The sequence below is a fragment of the Peribacillus sp. JNUCC 23 genome (genome assembly GCF_053653995.1).
On record NZ_CM132202.1, the window covers coordinates 2,207,172 to 2,222,018 of the forward strand.

16 protein-coding genes and 2 pseudogenes are annotated in these 14,847 nt (G+C 35.7%); 12 read left to right on the forward strand and 6 right to left on the reverse strand.

Going from position 1 to position 14,847, the window contains the following annotated elements:
• Window positions 1–5 precede the first annotated feature (5 nt).
• Both JNUCC23_RS10620 and JNUCC23_RS10625 read left to right on the forward strand, forming a co-directional pair.
• Complete coding sequence (locus JNUCC23_RS10620; protein WP_403071845.1) at window positions 6–434, forward strand: biotin/lipoyl-containing protein; 429 nt, start codon at window positions 6–8, stop codon at window positions 432–434.
• Between the two features lie 592 nt (window positions 435–1,026).
• Window positions 1,027–1,385 (forward strand): annotated as a pseudogene (locus JNUCC23_RS10625) (JAB domain-containing protein).
• 124 nt (window positions 1,386–1,509) lie between these two features.
• On the opposite strand, the gene JNUCC23_RS10630 reads toward JNUCC23_RS10625, so the two are convergent.
• The gene (locus JNUCC23_RS10630) at window positions 1,510–2,409 is read right to left on the reverse strand and encodes a LysR family transcriptional regulator (RefSeq protein WP_062179911.1); all 900 of its coding nucleotides are present in this window, start codon (window positions 2,407–2,409) and stop codon (window positions 1,510–1,512) included.
• A gap of 128 nt (window positions 2,410–2,537) precedes the next feature.
• Here JNUCC23_RS10630 and JNUCC23_RS10635 point away from each other — a divergent pair, with 128 nt between their 5' ends.
• The 5 genes from JNUCC23_RS10635 to JNUCC23_RS10655 all read left to right on the forward strand — a co-directional run bounded on the left by JNUCC23_RS10635 (window position 2,538) and on the right by JNUCC23_RS10655 (window position 6,077).
• Window positions 2,538–3,272: an SDR family oxidoreductase gene (locus JNUCC23_RS10635; protein WP_454215725.1), complete on the forward strand. Its 735-nt coding sequence runs from the start codon at window positions 2,538–2,540 to the stop codon at window positions 3,270–3,272.
• A gap of 155 nt (window positions 3,273–3,427) precedes the next feature.
• Window positions 3,428–3,787, forward strand: coding sequence for a cyclophilin-like fold protein (locus tag JNUCC23_RS10640; RefSeq protein WP_403071835.1), 360 nt, complete (start codon window positions 3,428–3,430; stop codon window positions 3,785–3,787).
• Window positions 3,788–3,796: 9 nt separating this feature from the next.
• Complete coding sequence (locus tag JNUCC23_RS10645) at window positions 3,797–4,378, forward strand: sugar O-acetyltransferase (RefSeq protein WP_454215726.1); 582 nt, start codon at window positions 3,797–3,799, stop codon at window positions 4,376–4,378.
• Window positions 4,379–4,560: 182 nt separating this feature from the next.
• Window positions 4,561–5,586: an alkene reductase gene (locus JNUCC23_RS10650; RefSeq protein ID WP_454215728.1), complete on the forward strand. Its 1,026-nt coding sequence runs from the start codon at window positions 4,561–4,563 to the stop codon at window positions 5,584–5,586.
• A gap of 29 nt (window positions 5,587–5,615) precedes the next feature.
• Window positions 5,616–6,077: a hypothetical protein gene (locus JNUCC23_RS10655; protein WP_454215730.1), complete on the forward strand. Its 462-nt coding sequence runs from the start codon at window positions 5,616–5,618 to the stop codon at window positions 6,075–6,077.
• Between the two features lie 184 nt (window positions 6,078–6,261).
• Here JNUCC23_RS10655 and JNUCC23_RS10660 read toward each other — a convergent pair whose 3' ends face one another.
• A complete protein-coding gene (locus JNUCC23_RS10660) occupies window positions 6,262–6,699 on the reverse strand; it encodes a hypothetical protein (RefSeq protein ID WP_454215732.1) in 438 nt (145 codons plus the stop codon).
• Between the two features lie 410 nt (window positions 6,700–7,109).
• Window positions 7,110–7,589 (reverse strand): helix-turn-helix transcriptional regulator, encoded by a 480-nt coding sequence (locus JNUCC23_RS10665; RefSeq protein WP_454216033.1) that lies wholly within the window; start codon window positions 7,587–7,589, stop codon window positions 7,110–7,112.
• Between the two features lie 317 nt (window positions 7,590–7,906).
• On the opposite strand from JNUCC23_RS10665, the gene JNUCC23_RS10670 reads away from it, so the two are divergent.
• The 3 genes and pseudogenes from JNUCC23_RS10670 to JNUCC23_RS10680 all read left to right on the forward strand — a co-directional run.
• Entirely contained in the window at window positions 7,907–8,404 is a 498-nt protein-coding gene (locus JNUCC23_RS10670) for a hypothetical protein (protein ID WP_454215734.1), read from the forward strand.
• Window positions 8,405–8,592: 188 nt separating this feature from the next.
• Window positions 8,593–9,084, forward strand: a complete 492-nt coding sequence (locus tag JNUCC23_RS10675) for a GNAT family N-acetyltransferase (RefSeq protein WP_062179883.1) — start codon at window positions 8,593–8,595, stop codon at window positions 9,082–9,084.
• A gap of 52 nt (window positions 9,085–9,136) precedes the next feature.
• Window positions 9,137–9,704: pseudogene (locus JNUCC23_RS10680) on the forward strand (sodium:solute symporter family transporter); the annotation flags it as partial.
• A 535-nt stretch (window positions 9,705–10,239) separates the two neighbouring features.
• Here the strand turns inward: JNUCC23_RS10680 and JNUCC23_RS10685 are convergent.
• The gene (locus JNUCC23_RS10685) at window positions 10,240–10,668 is read right to left on the reverse strand and encodes a MarR family transcriptional regulator (protein ID WP_062179880.1); all 429 of its coding nucleotides are present in this window, start codon (window positions 10,666–10,668) and stop codon (window positions 10,240–10,242) included.
• Between the two features lie 120 nt (window positions 10,669–10,788).
• Between JNUCC23_RS10685 and JNUCC23_RS10690 the strand changes: the two genes are divergently transcribed.
• Window positions 10,789–11,376 carry an NAD(P)H-dependent oxidoreductase gene (locus JNUCC23_RS10690; protein ID WP_062179877.1) on the forward strand — a complete coding sequence of 196 codons (588 nt, stop codon included), beginning with the start codon at window positions 10,789–10,791 and terminating at the stop codon, window positions 11,374–11,376.
• Between the two features lie 425 nt (window positions 11,377–11,801).
• Here JNUCC23_RS10690 and JNUCC23_RS10695 read toward each other — a convergent pair whose 3' ends face one another.
• Window positions 11,802–12,668 (reverse strand): PfkB family carbohydrate kinase, encoded by an 867-nt coding sequence (locus tag JNUCC23_RS10695; protein WP_028391072.1) that lies wholly within the window; start codon window positions 12,666–12,668, stop codon window positions 11,802–11,804.
• 479 nt (window positions 12,669–13,147) lie between these two features.
• On the reverse strand, window positions 13,148–13,306 hold the full coding sequence (locus JNUCC23_RS10700) for a hypothetical protein (protein ID WP_172796831.1): 159 nt from the start codon (window positions 13,304–13,306) through the stop codon (window positions 13,148–13,150).
• Window positions 13,307–13,601: 295 nt separating this feature from the next.
• Between JNUCC23_RS10700 and JNUCC23_RS10705 the strand changes: the two genes are divergently transcribed.
• Entirely contained in the window at window positions 13,602–14,570 is a 969-nt protein-coding gene (locus JNUCC23_RS10705; protein WP_062179872.1) for a DNA/RNA non-specific endonuclease, read from the forward strand.
• Window positions 14,571–14,847 lie beyond the last annotated feature (277 nt).

A 14,847-nucleotide genomic window follows, 5' to 3' on the forward strand; every position in this document is an offset into this window, starting at 1 on the left:
AAAGAATGAAGATAAAAGTAGGCTTTTATATCGGCATGGCGGTTGTGCTGATAGCAGGAGGTTCGCTTCTTGCTGCTAAAGGAAAGGATGCTGTTAGCCAGGCTGAAAGTAGAAAGCAGGGTGTGCTTGAAGCGGAGCAAACGACAATATTGTATCAGGATAGTCCAGGGGCGATTGTAAAGGTCAATGCGGTTGTAGGCGATTCGGTGAAACAGGGAGATGTGCTATTGCAGGTTACATCAGCTGAAGGAGGAGAAGTGGATGTATTCGCGCCTGATGACGGATTGATCAACAGGATTGCTGTAAAGCCGGGGGATCAGCTGCTGCAAGGAATGCCGATTGTGATTCTGCAGAAGAATACCTATTATACAGACCTCTACATTCAGGAAAGTGAAATCCAAAAGCTTAAGGTTAATCAAAAAAACGTTGCATGAACATTATCTTGTTCTTCAGCAATCGGGCGCTTTTATGACTTTTTACGATTTAGGTCTTGATAACGCTAGCCTACATTCCGTAGGTTCCTGTTCCATTTGCGGTTCCCGCCATACCGAACGAGCAGAAGAACTGAAGGTCAAAGAGATAAAGACGAAAGGAATGCAGCCATCCGGCTGCCTTTTATTTTATTTTATTTTTCCCTTTTGCCTTCCGAATCGTAAAACAGCGTAAACTTTCTAACCTTTCAGCCGGTAGGACACCCGAACCTTACCGGCTAAAAGCTAAGAAGCCTAGTCAATCGGTCAAGGGGCACAAAACTTTTTTATTAAAAACGCTACGCAGCATAAAAAATTTTTGCGCTCAGACCGCCCTTGACCCATTGCCTATACGTGTTTTTCGTTCTACTTGCAAAAGAGGAAAAAATAATCCCCCTTTGGGGAACAAACTCCGCTTTGAAAGACAAAAGGAAAAAATTAACCCCAAAATCTACGAAAGAAAAAACAATTAGGAGGTGGGACAAGCCCAAACGATCAGCCAGAAAATCATTGGAAAAAGTAACGTACAAAATCATGCGAAAAAGGAGCGTTTTAAATGAAATTAACTCCAATTTTTGAAGTGGTACGAATTAAACAGGAAATCAGGGAAACATCAGAGTTTTCATCTTATCGGATTGCATCACCAGGAGATGCGCAAGAATTAGCGGTTTCATTTATTGCAGATGAAGATCGAGAAGTATTTCTTGTGATGATGCTCAACACCAAATATCAGGTTATAGGGCTTCAGAGAGCATCAATGGGAAGTTTGAGTGCAAGTATTGTCTATCCAAGGGATGTTATGAACAGCGATATTCTAAATAATGCCGAATTCATCATAGTCAGCCATCAGGCGACCCCACACCGATTCGTGAAGATGTTGAGGTGACAAAGCAATTAGCCGAGGCCGGAAAATAACATTTAACCTAAAAGCAGCTGTATCAAAAACATTAGTTTTTGTTACTCTTTGAAAAAGTTTAATATAGATATTTATGTTGATATGGAGTTGTCAGCTTTATTGTTTATATACCTCGTATCAAAATTAAGTATTTTTTAAATTGTGTATTTTAATATTATTTCGAAGCTGCTCTAAAAATTTATTTGCTGCAATAGAAAATACTTGATGTTTTTTCCAGACAATATTTAAATTAGCTTCTAATTTAGGATTTAATGGTTTAAAGCAAAGTTTGCTATCTCCTGATGTATTAATAAGTTTATCTAAGCATAACGCATATCCAATATTTTCTTCGACCATTCGTGCAGCATTGAAAAGCAAATTATAGGTCGCGACAATATTGAAATCCTCAATATTCTTTCCAAACCATCCTGTGAATTCGTTACTGACAGCAGTTTGACGTGAAATCAGCAGTGGTTTATCCATTAAATCTATTGGTTGAATGAACTGCTTGGACGCTAAAGGACTATCTTTTCGCATTAAAACCCCCCAAACATCAGTAGCCGGTAATTTTATGTAATCGTATTTTTGTTTATCTGTGGGTTCTATGACAACGCCAAAATCCAATAATCCACTATCTAATCTACTTGCAATGTCGTCAGCATTCCCACTGTATAAATGAAATCGAATATTTGGATAATGTTCAAGTAATTCTTTTGATGTTCTGGCAATAAAATGCATCGCTTCTGTTTCACCACCACCAATGTAAATTTCACCGCTAATCATTTCTTTTGATTCTTTAAAATTAGCTTCGGTTTTATCAACTAACTCAACGATTTCTTTCGCTTTTTTTAATAAGAATCTCCCTTTGTCTGTTAAAGTAATTTTTCGATTTCCTCTTTCAAATAAAGCTGTTCCTAATTCCATTTCAAGGTCTTTTAATTGTCTTGATAATGTAGGTTGCGACAAATGTAGCTGTTTTGCGGCAGCCGAAATATTCTCTTCATTTGCTACAGCAATGAAATAGCGTAACACTCGGATTTCCATAACAATCTCCTTATTACACGTATACTCAAAAGGCATACGAGTGTATTTGATATAGGTATTGGATATTCGAATCATATCAATTTATTATGTAATTGCAAAGGTAATACTTTTAAAGGGAGGATTTATAGATGGCTATTAAAGATAAGGTAATTATTATTATGGGGGCATCCAGTGGAATTGGTGAAGCAACTGCAAAGTTACTTGCAAAACGTGATGCAAAGTTGATATTAGCTGCACGCCGATTAGATCGTCTTGAAGCTATCAAGGAAGAGTTTCCTAAAGCAAATATTCTCATTCAACAAGCGGACGTGACAAACCATGAAGATGTTAGTCAGGTTGCAAAGCTTGCATTAGACACATATGGAAAAATTGATGTGCTTTATAACAATGCAGGTATCATGCCAACTGCACCACTTGTAGAGGGGCGCCGTGATGAATGGAAGGAAATGCTCGATATCAACATCATGGGAGTTTTAAATGGAATCGCTGCTGTGCTACCGATCATGGAAAAACAAAAATCAGGACATATTATCTCAACAGATTCCGTTGCGGGACATGTGGTATACCCTGATTCGGCTGTTTACTGTGGAACAAAGTTTGCAGTACGAGCAATTATGGAAGGACTAAGACAAGAACAACGGGAAAATAATATCAAATCGACCATTATATCTCCAGGGGCGGTACAGACTGAGTTATATAAAACGATTAGCAATAAAAAAGTTGCAGATGAACTTCATGAAGCACAAAAAGAGTGGGGACTAACCTCAGAAGATATTGCGACTGCTGCAGTGTTTGCGATTGATACACCTGACCGTATGTCAATTAGCGATATGATCGTTCGTCCAACTGCTCAGGGAATCTGAACATATCGAAGCGAATTAGCGTTTATTCATACATTTTCCTTTATCCGCCACCCATTGGATGTAGCATAGAGGAAAAAGTAAAGACTGCTTCGGAAAGTGAAATGACTGCTTCCATACAATCATCGACGCAACAGTCCACAAAGGAGGTAAATGTGATGGAAGAACAAAAAATGATACTTTCCTTTGGACATGAGGAACTTAAGGCAACCATGGAGATTAATGTCACTGCTATAGATTTTGTAAAACGCCTACCTTTGAAGTTGGATATGCGAGATCTGTATAAACGTGAAAAATTTGCAAAAGTTCATGGATTACATGTAGATCAAACTGTGTCTAGCCATGATAAAGGAGATATTTCTTATTGGACACCAGGGCAAGCATTAGTTATCTATTATAAAGATAGTCATGAGTATATCAGTGGTCTTGTAAAAATCGGTGAAATTACAGAGGGCGTCGAATTATTAGAAAACTATCCAGGAAATATCGAAGTAACAATTGGTATTGAAGAGAGGTGATTAATAAAAATGGACATGAAAGATTTTATAGATTTTTGTAAAAGAGGCAACCCCGTTTCGGGTGAAGATAAAGAATTGCATGGACTATTAACTCAATGTAGCTTTGAAGCGCAAAAGATCACAATGGCATTGAATACCTCCTATCATTCAAAAGAAGAAATAGTGGAGATTTTTAGTGAACTAACAGGCAATAAAGTCGATTCATCTTTTATGTGTTTTCCGCCGTTTTATACAGACTTTGGTAAAAATATTACGATTGGAAAAAATGTGTTTTTCAACACAGGCTGTTCCTTCCAAGATAGAGGTGGAATTCGTATAGGAGACGGTTCGATGATAGGTATGAATGTCACGATTGCTACACTTAATCATGGTTTATCCGTAGAAACAAGAAACACAACATATCCCTCTCCAGTAGTCATTGGCGAAAATGTCTGGATTGGGTCAAGCGCAACCATATTACCCGGTGTAACAATTGGCGACAAATCTGTTGTTGCAGCAGGAGCAGTTGTCACCAAGGATGTCCCAGAAAATACTATCGTTGCAGGAGTACCAGCAAAAATTATAAAGAAAACTGATAATTATTCAAAGTAATTACTGAATAAATAAAACAATCGTGGAGATGGCACTTTCCAACGAGATAGGCTTGAGACGACTTTTCAATTGACCAAAGTATGGCCATGTTCATTAAAAGTAGTGGCATTTACGCAGATTATATATAAATAAGGAGATAATATTTGATGGAAAAATTATGGGAATAAATCACAGTTGGAAACATGAAATTACCTCATCGTTTGGCTATGGCACCGATGACCAGAAGCAGAGCATTAGCTGACGGAACACCCTTAGATTTAAGTCCTGAATATTATGGGCAACGTGCTTCGCTAGGTCTACTTATTAGTGAGGGTACGCAACCCTCTGAAGATGGTCAGGGATACTTAAATACACCAGGAATTTATACCAATTCCCATATTCAAGGATGGAAAAAAGTTTCCGATCGGGTCCATCATGAAGGCGGCCATCCTTTTATACAATTAATGCATGTAGGAAGGATTTCTCATCCAGATAACACGCTACATCATCGTCAAGCAGTAGCACCTTCAGCCGTGGCTCCAGGAGAGCAGATTTTTACGGCCGATGGAATGAAGGATGTTCCAGTACCAAGAGAATTACGTAGAGAAGAAATAAAAGATGTTGTTGACGAATTTAGAAAAGCTGCGGCTGCGGCCATTGAAGCTGGAGCTGATGGCGTTGAAGTTCACGGTGCAAATGGCTATTTAATTCACCAATTTCTTGGAGAAAATTCTAATGTTCGTACAGATGAATATGGCGGATCCGTTGAAAATCGGGCACGTTTTGCGATTGAAGTGACAAAAGCCGTTGTAGATGAAATTGGTGCAGATAAAGTTGGTTTCCGTATATCACCAGGTGCGCCACTTGGCGGAGTTAAAGAAGGGGTTCATATAGATCAAGTCTATGAATACCTTGTTTCCGAGTTAGATAAATTAGGTTTAGCATACCTTCACATCATGCATTTAGGAGATGAGAGTATTTTACGTAAAATTCGTTCTGTTTGGTCAAATCCATTCTTAGTTAATCGTGCAGGACGTCAAATAGAGGATATCAGTAATGATATTGATAACAATATCGCTGACATGGCACCAATCGGAGCATGGGCTCTTGCTAATCCTGATATTGTAGAGCGTTTGAAAAAAGGTGCTCCACTTAACGAACCTGACCGTACCACATTTTATGGTGGCGATGAAAAAGGGTATATTGATTATCCTTTTTTAGATAAGTAAGTGATAACAAAGTGGCCTAATAAAAAAATATGAAACTATTATTTGGAGATAAACTTCCTCCACATCGCCATTTGCATAAACTATCAAATAAATTTGTTGATATTTTCCTTAAAGAACGTGAAAAAGAAACGATTAGAGAATCCGATTATTATGAAATAATTGTTGAAGAACATTACTTGGGAGATGAGCAACGAGAATATATACACGCTCCTATCATTCCTGTACACAAAGATTTTTTACATCAAATTGAAGCCATTTATGCGAATCTAAATGCTGAGATGATTCTTTGCACGATGCAACACGAACATCCTATTGTACATATCAATAATATTGAATACGAAGGATATTGTTATTATGGTAAAAATTCAAATGCAAAGATTCTTTTTTTCGATATTGACATAGAACAATTAAAAAAGTCTTTCATAAGGATGCCAAAAGAAGCGAACGTAGAACGAGTTATGAAAAATTGGTTAAATAAAGCCAAAATATAAAAGACTTTGTGAATAAATCTACTTAAATTAACGGGTGCTTTACTTCAATAAGGAGTGAAGCCTTATATCTTAATTTAGCTAATAGTGTTGAATACTTTAATAAAGAATGTGGATGTCTTCAATAATTGGATGCTTTAAATCAATAAGAAACGAGACCTATACGGTCTCGTTTCTTATTTGCTATTTAATTTATCTGTTTATAAATCACATCATTTTTACGTTTTGCTAATACATTTATTAAAAATAAAACATGATAAAATATATTAGAAGCAAGTACACCTATTCCTAAAAAATAGAGAATGTCGAGAATGAGAAATGTCCCTCGAGAAAGTAAGCCAACTCCTGTAATTAAACCAAGAAATGAATACATCAATAGACCAAAGACATATGGTTTTTGTGCTTTCACTTTGCTCGTCATCCACATGTTCAAATAAGAAAACAAGATGCCTACCGTTAGATAGAATGGAAAACTAAAAAGGTTTCCCATAGTAAATCCATCTACAAAATTATCAAAAGCACTAACTTCATAATAATTTTCAATCATGATAAGTATGCCGAAACAGACACTAAACAAAAGAGCGGAGAGGAATGCTGTAGCAAATAATTTCAAAAATAATTTCAAGTTGAACCTCCTAATTTATTGATATCTCAGTAAGTTCATAGTTGGTATCTTCAATTTCGTAACGTTCGGAAGAATTTTTAACTAGCCGAACCCAGTCAGAAAATGGTTTTTATATCATCCAGTTTATTCGTAATTGAACGAGCAACTAATTGTTTAAACTTTTCTTTTGAATAATTGTAATTCGTAATTGTTTAACTCAAGCTCTTCAGCTAGCCGATTGTAGCGCAAACTGAGAATCTTGGTTTTTTATATTCATTAATAACACCACTTATTGATTTAAAATGATATTTCAGTTTTCATCAAATTCTGTCCAACTATAGTCTTCACCATAGGCTAGGATATTGCATGCCCCCGTGCAAGCATAAGAACATGAGGTATTACCATAAATTCCTTCTCCTTTTAAAAAAACATTAAGTTCGTCTGTTCGAGTCCACAATTTCATATTGAGCTAGCTCGTTTAAACGAATGAACGCTTCTTCAACTTCAAATGAACTATACCACCGATAATTTTCCCCATCGAGAATCCGATAATGTTGGCTGATTATATTTTGCTGCAATCGATAATCCCCTTTTATCTCAATTTCTTTCCACCACACTCTTCCACCCATCGATTTATCTTTAGGTCGTTCTATACCGTTATGTGCAATCGTTTCGATTATTTCCAATGGCTCGTCCCCTAAAACAGACTGCAGTATTTCACTGTCCCTGAACAATGCACAGACCGCAATTACATTCGCCCAACTTGATAACGTTCTGCCTTTTTCAATTTGAATCAGTGTTTTCTTTGAAATCCCCATTATGTCAGCCATCTTGTCTTGGGAATAAGTTTTTTCTAACCGAATAAGCCTCATTTTGCTAGAAATTAATTGGATTATTTGCTCTCTATTTATAACTACCGCACCTCCTGTATGTCATCTTAGAATATCGTTAGTGTAATTTTACACTTTTGGTATATTAATAACAATGTGTTTTAAAATATTCCTTGTCCCTTCGAAATGTTAGTCAAATAAGAATCCAACAATGTCTTAGATATTAGATTCAATTTTGTCTAGGTACCTAACTTATAATGCAACACTCTCTTGCAAAAAATAAATTAATCCCTTATTCCACTAACGAAGCAGGTTAGTTGAACAAGGGGCAATTGTTTATTGTGTTTATCTGGTAATATTAGATATATTATACTAGCGGTTTTAGTGGAGGTTTATTTATGTTTTCGGTCGATAATTATATTAGTTCAATTAAAGCCAACCTTGAGAAACAATCGAATTTGTTAGTAGGCAACCTAAAAAAAATCCTTGCATACAATTTCTCTTCAGATATAGATTTGTTGAATTTCTCCGCTTTCATTGAACCTACAAGGTTTGAATTATCAATAAGAATGTTCTCAATGGACAAAGAAGTTAACGAAGTTTTCTATGAAGGAAATGATACAACGGTTTTTGCAGGTAGTGTAGCTATACTTCAAGAGATAACATATTATCAGTTAAACGACAATTCATTGGATGATTTTATTGATAACTTTTACGAAGAAAACTATCCAGCAATAGACCAGTTAGAACAAAAAGCGTTTACAGATTGGTTTAGTCAATGTTGGAAAAAAGCAGGTGGAGATGCACTGAATTTACCATCGTACTTTGTTTTCCACGATGATTATAAATCATTTGATTTAAAGAATAATCAATGGATGGACGATGAAGAAAAATGATCATAAGTATTAAAGAATGCTATTGATTTTCTTTTTCAACTAACGGGTGCAGGAGTTGAACACTGGAGTTATTACGATAGCTCTTTTTTATTGTGCTAACGGGGCAGTTTAGTTGAATAAGGGGTTTTACAAAAGAACGGAGAATTACATAATTTAGCTGTGTACAAATAAATTCAGGTGATGAGTTAATGATAATAAGAGAGATGAGCTTAACAGATGTAGAAAGCGTCAGGGCTATCGCTGATGCTGCATGGAGAGATACATATAGTAGGTTTATCCCAGCGGATATACAAGAAAAAGTTTTAAAGGATGCTTATTCTAATGAAGAGATGAATAATCGGTTTAAATCCTCTTTAAATTTGGTTGCTGAAAATAATGAAGAGATTATGGGATATGCTTTTTTCTCGGGGGATTTATCTGATAAAAACGTATTCTTAGAGTCCTTATATGTTCATCCTAACCACCAAGGAAAAGGGATTGGAAAACAACTATTGCTAATTGGACTTGCAAACTTCAAAGATCCAACTACTTTATCGTTAACGGTGTATAAAGGGAATCCCAATATATCTTATTATGAAAGAGAAGGGTTCGAAGTAGTAAAAGAAAATAAGGGCGAATTTTATGGTCATCCAGTAGTTTTTACAATGATGAAAAAGAATCTTCTCAATTTGGATAGCTAATGATTGTGAAACATTCTACGTCAACTAATGGAGCAGGTTAGTTGAAGAGTGTTTTGTTATTGGTCTCGTTGCTGTTGGTGCAATGGCGGCCGCGTTATCCACATCTGGGGGCTTAATGATTTCTATTTCTTCTTCGTTCGCACATGATATTTATTACCGCATCATCAATCTACAAGCCTCTGACCGTAAACGTTTATTTGTAGGTCGTATTTCGATTATCGTCGCAACACTACTAGCTGGACTTATTGCACTAAATCCACCTGGTGTTATTACACAAATCGTTACGTAGGCATTTGGTACTATCTTCCCCTCACTCGTACTAGGTGTCTGGTGGAAGCGTGCTAACGCAAAAGGAACAATTGCCGGTATGCTTGTCGGTTTATCTGTGACACTTCTTTATATTTTCAGTGCGAAATATGGTGGCTTTGCGATACTAGGTATTATCCAGACGCTGGTATTTTCGGAGCGATAGCTGCCTTCGCAACCAATATAATTGTGTCACTCTCAACGCGTGCCCCGGCACAAGAATTGCAGGACGCGGTTATTAATCTACGTTATCCAGAACAAATGATTTATAAAGTGGCGAGGTTTATTTAAACGACAGCTCATCGAAAGAATAATGAATTAAGAGGGTGTAGTTCAACGCCCAGTGTATAACAAAATCACTGGCATTTTTTATTTAACGAATCCTATTACTTACCTCGACATCTTGAACAACCGCATTGGCACGGTCTAAATGATGTGTGGCACGTTGTATTTATTAATAAATTGTATCACTTTTTATTGTAAAGGAGATCCATACATAAGATTGTTTTAATAGTAATTTAATATATATATGTAGGGGCGATGTTTATGCAAACATCAAAACGAGTAAACATCATATCAGTAAAATTAGTAAAAGAATCAAGCATGTTTTACAAGCAACTCAGAGTATGAAGTCCACATGACAGCTAAGAATTGTTCGAAGTAAAAAGTGGATTGAGATTAACTATAGCAAGTAATAGTTTAATAAAACGGATAAAAAAATCGACCTCATTTAGACATATTGGGGGAGAACCTTATCATAAGTAAGTAATGCCCCATCAATTAAAAGTGGCTTAGTCATAATTAATCAACACTCAATTGATGGGGCGTTTATTCTGTTCATTATCTGGATTAAAAAAATAGTTTTGTCTGAAGAATATCTAAGGCACGGTCAATTTCCTCTAAATCTTCTTTAGAAGCATTTTGTATTCTAGCTAGGAACTTAGATTCTATAGTTGCAAAGGCCTCTTTCATCAGGTCTTCCCCTTCATCCGAAAGACGTATATATTGCTTACGTCGATCCTCGGTATCACTTATTTTTTCAATTAATCCTTTTTCAATTAACTTTCGGAGTTCGCGACTGGTATTAGGCATAGACATATGCTGACAATCACTAATCTCACTTGGTGTCACAGGCTGACTGACGGTGACATATTCAAGAATATTATAATGAACGGGTGTGATTGAATCCGACTTGGCGTTTTGTGTTAATTCCTGTGTCACACGATGAACGGAAGTTGTAAATGACACAAGTTTAGTAAAAAGAGCTTTTTTCTCCATTTCTCTCACCTCTTACAGATAAGATAACAAAATTGTTATCATAATACAATTATCATTTGACAACAAAAAATACAGAGTGTTATGATTTACTTATCAAATGATAAGTAAAAGAGGTGTGTTATGAAAACGCTAGTTATTTACACATATCCTAATCATGAAAGTTTAAATTATGCATTTTTACAACAAGTAATCAAAGGAAGTAATGAAAATCCTAACATAAAGGAGTTACAGGTCTTAGATTTATATGAAGAGGACTTTAACCCACTCCTAATGTTTAATGAACAGAAACGAAGACGTGATATGCATACGGATTCCGAACTTGAAAAATATCGGAATCAAATTATGTGGGCTGACAAGATTGTTTTTGTCTATCCAATTTGGTGGGGAAGACCACCTGCAATGCTTATGGGGTACATAGATCAATTATTTGCATCTAATTTCGCGTATAAGGATAAGAAAGGACTTTTCCCAGAAGGTCTTTTGAAAGGAAAGTCAGTTGTATGTGTATCCACTATGAAGGGACCTACACATTATCCGTTTTTCTGGTTGAACAATGCTCACAAAACATTGATGAAAAGAGCATTATTTAATTTTGTAGGAATCAAAAAAGTGAAGTTCTTTGAATTTGGTAATATGGAAAGTCCAAAGGGAAATCAAATAAAGAAGTTGGAAAAAATTTATCGCTATTTTAAAATGATAGACGTTTGATAAAAATATAAAGTGATCGGAAAGAAGCATTAATGACTCATTTGAAGTGACATTTGTTAATGATAATTTATCTGAAAATTATTTCAAAAATGTTGTTCAACTAACGGGGGCTTTACTTCAATAAACAGCATAAAAAAATGATCTTCGATTGAAGATCTCAGATTATAGACAAAAGGCATTCTGAATGTCCCTATTCAGGTGCCCTTTTACATTTTAAAGTATTTTAATGTTAAATTTTTCTTGAAGCAGCCCCCTCTGGGGTCAATTTTTATACCATTTTTGAACTGGTCCAAGTCCATGTTGCCAACTTCTTAAAATTCATAGCAGCAAAAGTAAGCATCGCCTGCATGGACAATTTTTTAAGACCTCTTAAGGTAGAGGGACATACCCTCTTTTTCTATAAATTAATTTTTAAAAAGAACGAATTAAAAACGATTATTCATAAACTTGAAAACACCCTCACGAGGTCCTGCATAATGAACACTTCTAGATGCCACCAATGTGGCTTTTTCTAATGCTTCAACAAATGGTTCGTTTTCATGATACCGATAATAACAATAAGCACCGTGTAATATATCCCCTGCTGCTAAAGTGTCTATGGCCTCTACTTTTGGAATGTGAATCCTTCCATGCTTGGAGTTTGAAAACCACAATGTATCGTTTTCTCCATCTGTTAGTGCAATGTTCTGTACACTTGTAGATTTTAAAAAAGTGACTAAATCTCTTTCTGGGGGAGTGCAGTTGATAGAGGCGATTATTTCATCAGCCAACGATAAGCATTCAGGAAAGTGTGATTTCCAAGAACCAGGATCCAAAATGATAGGTTTTTCAGACATTCTCGATTTTTTTAGAAAGTTAATGGATATTTCAGGAATATTGCAATCAGAAAAACAAAATGAACTTTCCATTATTAGATTTTCATAGATAGTTTCATTATTAATGGAAAACTGTTGTTGACCGCTCCAGATTGTTCGAGTGGCTTTTTGCATGTTTACCAATACACTGGATAAACTGGGTAATCGATTCTCATCTTCCGCCAGGTCTATTACCTTTATATGATAATCATCTGTCAACTCGGTTTTGATTGCCTTAGCGATCGTACTGTTTCCCAAACAGGTAATAAGAGTGGCATCCCCTCCTAAAATCGAATAAGTAATGGCTGCGTTGGCAGCAGGACCACCGATAAATGTTTGATAATCGTTCGTTTTACTTTTGAAGTTTTCAGATGGAAATTCATTTTGGTAATACGTAATGTCTAGACCTGTTAAACCGCAAAATAAACCTTTTATCATCTTCTTTTCACTCCCTTTACAAACAACACGAAACAAAAATTCATAGTCTACATAGATGTTTACACTTTGTTGCATACTAAAAACTTATATTTTTTCTAAAACCTGTAAATCAGTGTTGTAGTCACACTTTTTGTATTCGTCCAAAATTCTCTCTCCAAGTCCCCACACCACTATTTTACCATGGCCGCTATAAGACACTCTCTTTTTTCGCTTATAAAATTTTCTAATGCTAAAAAAGCTTCGTTTATGTTTTTAACAGATACATAGTTTTATGAGGTAATGGGAGTTTCAAAAAAAGGTTCTTCCTCAGCTTTTTGGTCCTTTAACTATAAGATTGTGAAGAATTACACTTAAAGTAAAGGGTGCGTTAGTTCAAGAAAGAGTATAAAAAAAGCCTGTATCAATGATTACTCGGTAATCTAAGATATAGGCTTTATATAGGTAATTAATTGTTCTTATATTTTACTTATGGTGGTTTTTTAATCCCGAATTGCTCCTGCCTCACGAGAAGTCATTGCACCTTGTCCTTCGCTTACATCTTTTTGAATTTCTTGTTTTACTTTTTGGGCATTAGTTCCGGCACTTCCTGGTTTCATAATAGAACCCAAATTCTCATTAGCTTGTTGATTCGGTTGCATACAAGTCCTCCTTAATTTATTGTTTAACAATCTTATTATTTATAAAAAACACCAGGTATATCCCGAGGATTTGAACAAATTTTAATTAAAGCAAAAAGAGCTTTCGTTGAACAATTCATTGCTACGGCAGGTCTTTTTTTCTTATTAAACTAACGGGCAGGTTAATTCAATAGGATATTGGTCTTTTATGATAAGATTATAGAATAAGATAAGACAAGATAAGTTATGGGGGAATAAGTTGAAAGTCATCGTTTTTACAATGAACAGTATGAAACTATTATAGGAGAGTCTTAAAATGAAAAAGAAAATGAACTATTTAATCTTACTTTTAACGATCATCTTTATGGTTGGTTGTACCAACGTAGAAGATACATCCAATACAGATGTAGAAACAGATTCACAAGAAGTAACCACAGTTGAAACAAATAAAAATAATAGCGAAAAAGAAGAGACGATCACTACGGTTGTAGATGAACCAGTAGTGGAAGAAACGTCAACCGAACAAAATAATGACCTGTTCTCGGGATACAAACTTATTGAAGTTGATGGTGGTGATTTGTCAGGACATCGCGAACCTAACGTCGTCGTTGACATTGGTTTTGGGGACCGACATTACTATGCATTCACGAATGAGGCAGGGCAATTGGTTCGTGTCATTGCTGACGAAATCGTTCTACAAGATGACCGTACCGAACCTGTAACATCGTCTGGCAGATACTACGCTGATGAAGCAAAAGTTCCTGGTGTAGAAAGAGCAGATTTAGATGAAGGACATATTATTGCAGATTCTCTTGGTGGGGTATCAAATGCTTATAATATTACGCCACAAGATAGTACGCTTAACCGACATGGTGATCAAGCATATTTGGAAGACGCTATTCGTAAAGCTGGTGGAGCTACTAATTTTGAAGCAATTATCACATATCCTAATACAGAAACGCAGATTCCTTCTCATTACAAGTACACTTACACTTTAAAAGGGAATAAAATTGTAGATGAGTTTGATAACGGCAACCCTGATGAAATAAATAAATCTCTAGGATTAACTGAAAGTAAATCAACTAACTCAAATAAGTCAACAAGTTCTAATAAGTCCAATGCTTCGAATGGCACTGAAGATATTTCTAGCGTTGATACAGATGGAAATGGACAAGTGACGATTAAAGAAGCAAAAGCAGCGGGTTATAGCATGCCAATAACGAGTGATCATTGGTTATACCCATATATGGACGATCGTGATAACGACGGTATGGTAGGTGAGTAAGCCCCTAGAACTTTGAGGCAAAATAAATGAACGAAAGAACATTTTCCTCGTTGGACGATTTATTACAATTTGCAAATGGGTGTCTATACAGGAACAACTGAAGTTAATGGTCATATCATCTATAAAATTTGTACGATGAAAATATAATTATTTTTCACTAACGGGGGCTATTCTTCAAGAAGGAGAATAGCTCTTTCTTATTGAAGTAAAGTGCAGTTTAGTTGAAGAATCGTCTTTAGCTGTTATTCAACAATCGGGCCATATTGTTGAATAACAT

What these genes read in the sequence shown, in the direction of transcription:
- JNUCC23_RS10620 (WP_403071845.1), top strand. Translation starts at nt 6, where the DNA reads ATGAAGATAAAAGTAGGCTTTTATATCGGCATGGCGGTTGTGCTGATA.
- JNUCC23_RS10630 (WP_062179911.1), bottom strand. Translation starts at nt 2,409, where the DNA reads ATGGAAATCCGAGTGTTACGCTATTTCATTGCTGTAGCAAATGAAGAG.
- JNUCC23_RS10635 (WP_454215725.1), top strand. Translation starts at nt 2,538, where the DNA reads ATGGCTATTAAAGATAAGGTAATTATTATTATGGGGGCATCCAGTGGA.
- JNUCC23_RS10640 (WP_403071835.1), top strand. Translation starts at nt 3,428, where the DNA reads ATGGAAGAACAAAAAATGATACTTTCCTTTGGACATGAGGAACTTAAG.
- JNUCC23_RS10645 (WP_454215726.1), top strand. Translation starts at nt 3,797, where the DNA reads ATGGACATGAAAGATTTTATAGATTTTTGTAAAAGAGGCAACCCCGTT.
- JNUCC23_RS10650 (WP_454215728.1), top strand. Translation starts at nt 4,561, where the DNA reads ATGAAATTACCTCATCGTTTGGCTATGGCACCGATGACCAGAAGCAGA.
- JNUCC23_RS10655 (WP_454215730.1), top strand. Translation starts at nt 5,616, where the DNA reads ATGAAACTATTATTTGGAGATAAACTTCCTCCACATCGCCATTTGCAT.
- JNUCC23_RS10670 (WP_454215734.1), top strand. Translation starts at nt 7,907, where the DNA reads ATGTTTTCGGTCGATAATTATATTAGTTCAATTAAAGCCAACCTTGAG.
- JNUCC23_RS10675 (WP_062179883.1), top strand. Translation starts at nt 8,593, where the DNA reads ATGATAATAAGAGAGATGAGCTTAACAGATGTAGAAAGCGTCAGGGCT.
- JNUCC23_RS10685 (WP_062179880.1), bottom strand. Translation starts at nt 10,668, where the DNA reads ATGGAGAAAAAAGCTCTTTTTACTAAACTTGTGTCATTTACAACTTCC.
- JNUCC23_RS10690 (WP_062179877.1), top strand. Translation starts at nt 10,789, where the DNA reads ATGAAAACGCTAGTTATTTACACATATCCTAATCATGAAAGTTTAAAT.
- JNUCC23_RS10695 (WP_028391072.1), bottom strand. Translation starts at nt 12,668, where the DNA reads ATGATAAAAGGTTTATTTTGCGGTTTAACAGGTCTAGACATTACGTAT.
- JNUCC23_RS10700 (WP_172796831.1), bottom strand. Translation starts at nt 13,306, where the DNA reads ATGCAACCGAATCAACAAGCTAATGAGAATTTGGGTTCTATTATGAAA.
- JNUCC23_RS10705 (WP_062179872.1), top strand. Translation starts at nt 13,602, where the DNA reads ATGAAAAAGAAAATGAACTATTTAATCTTACTTTTAACGATCATCTTT.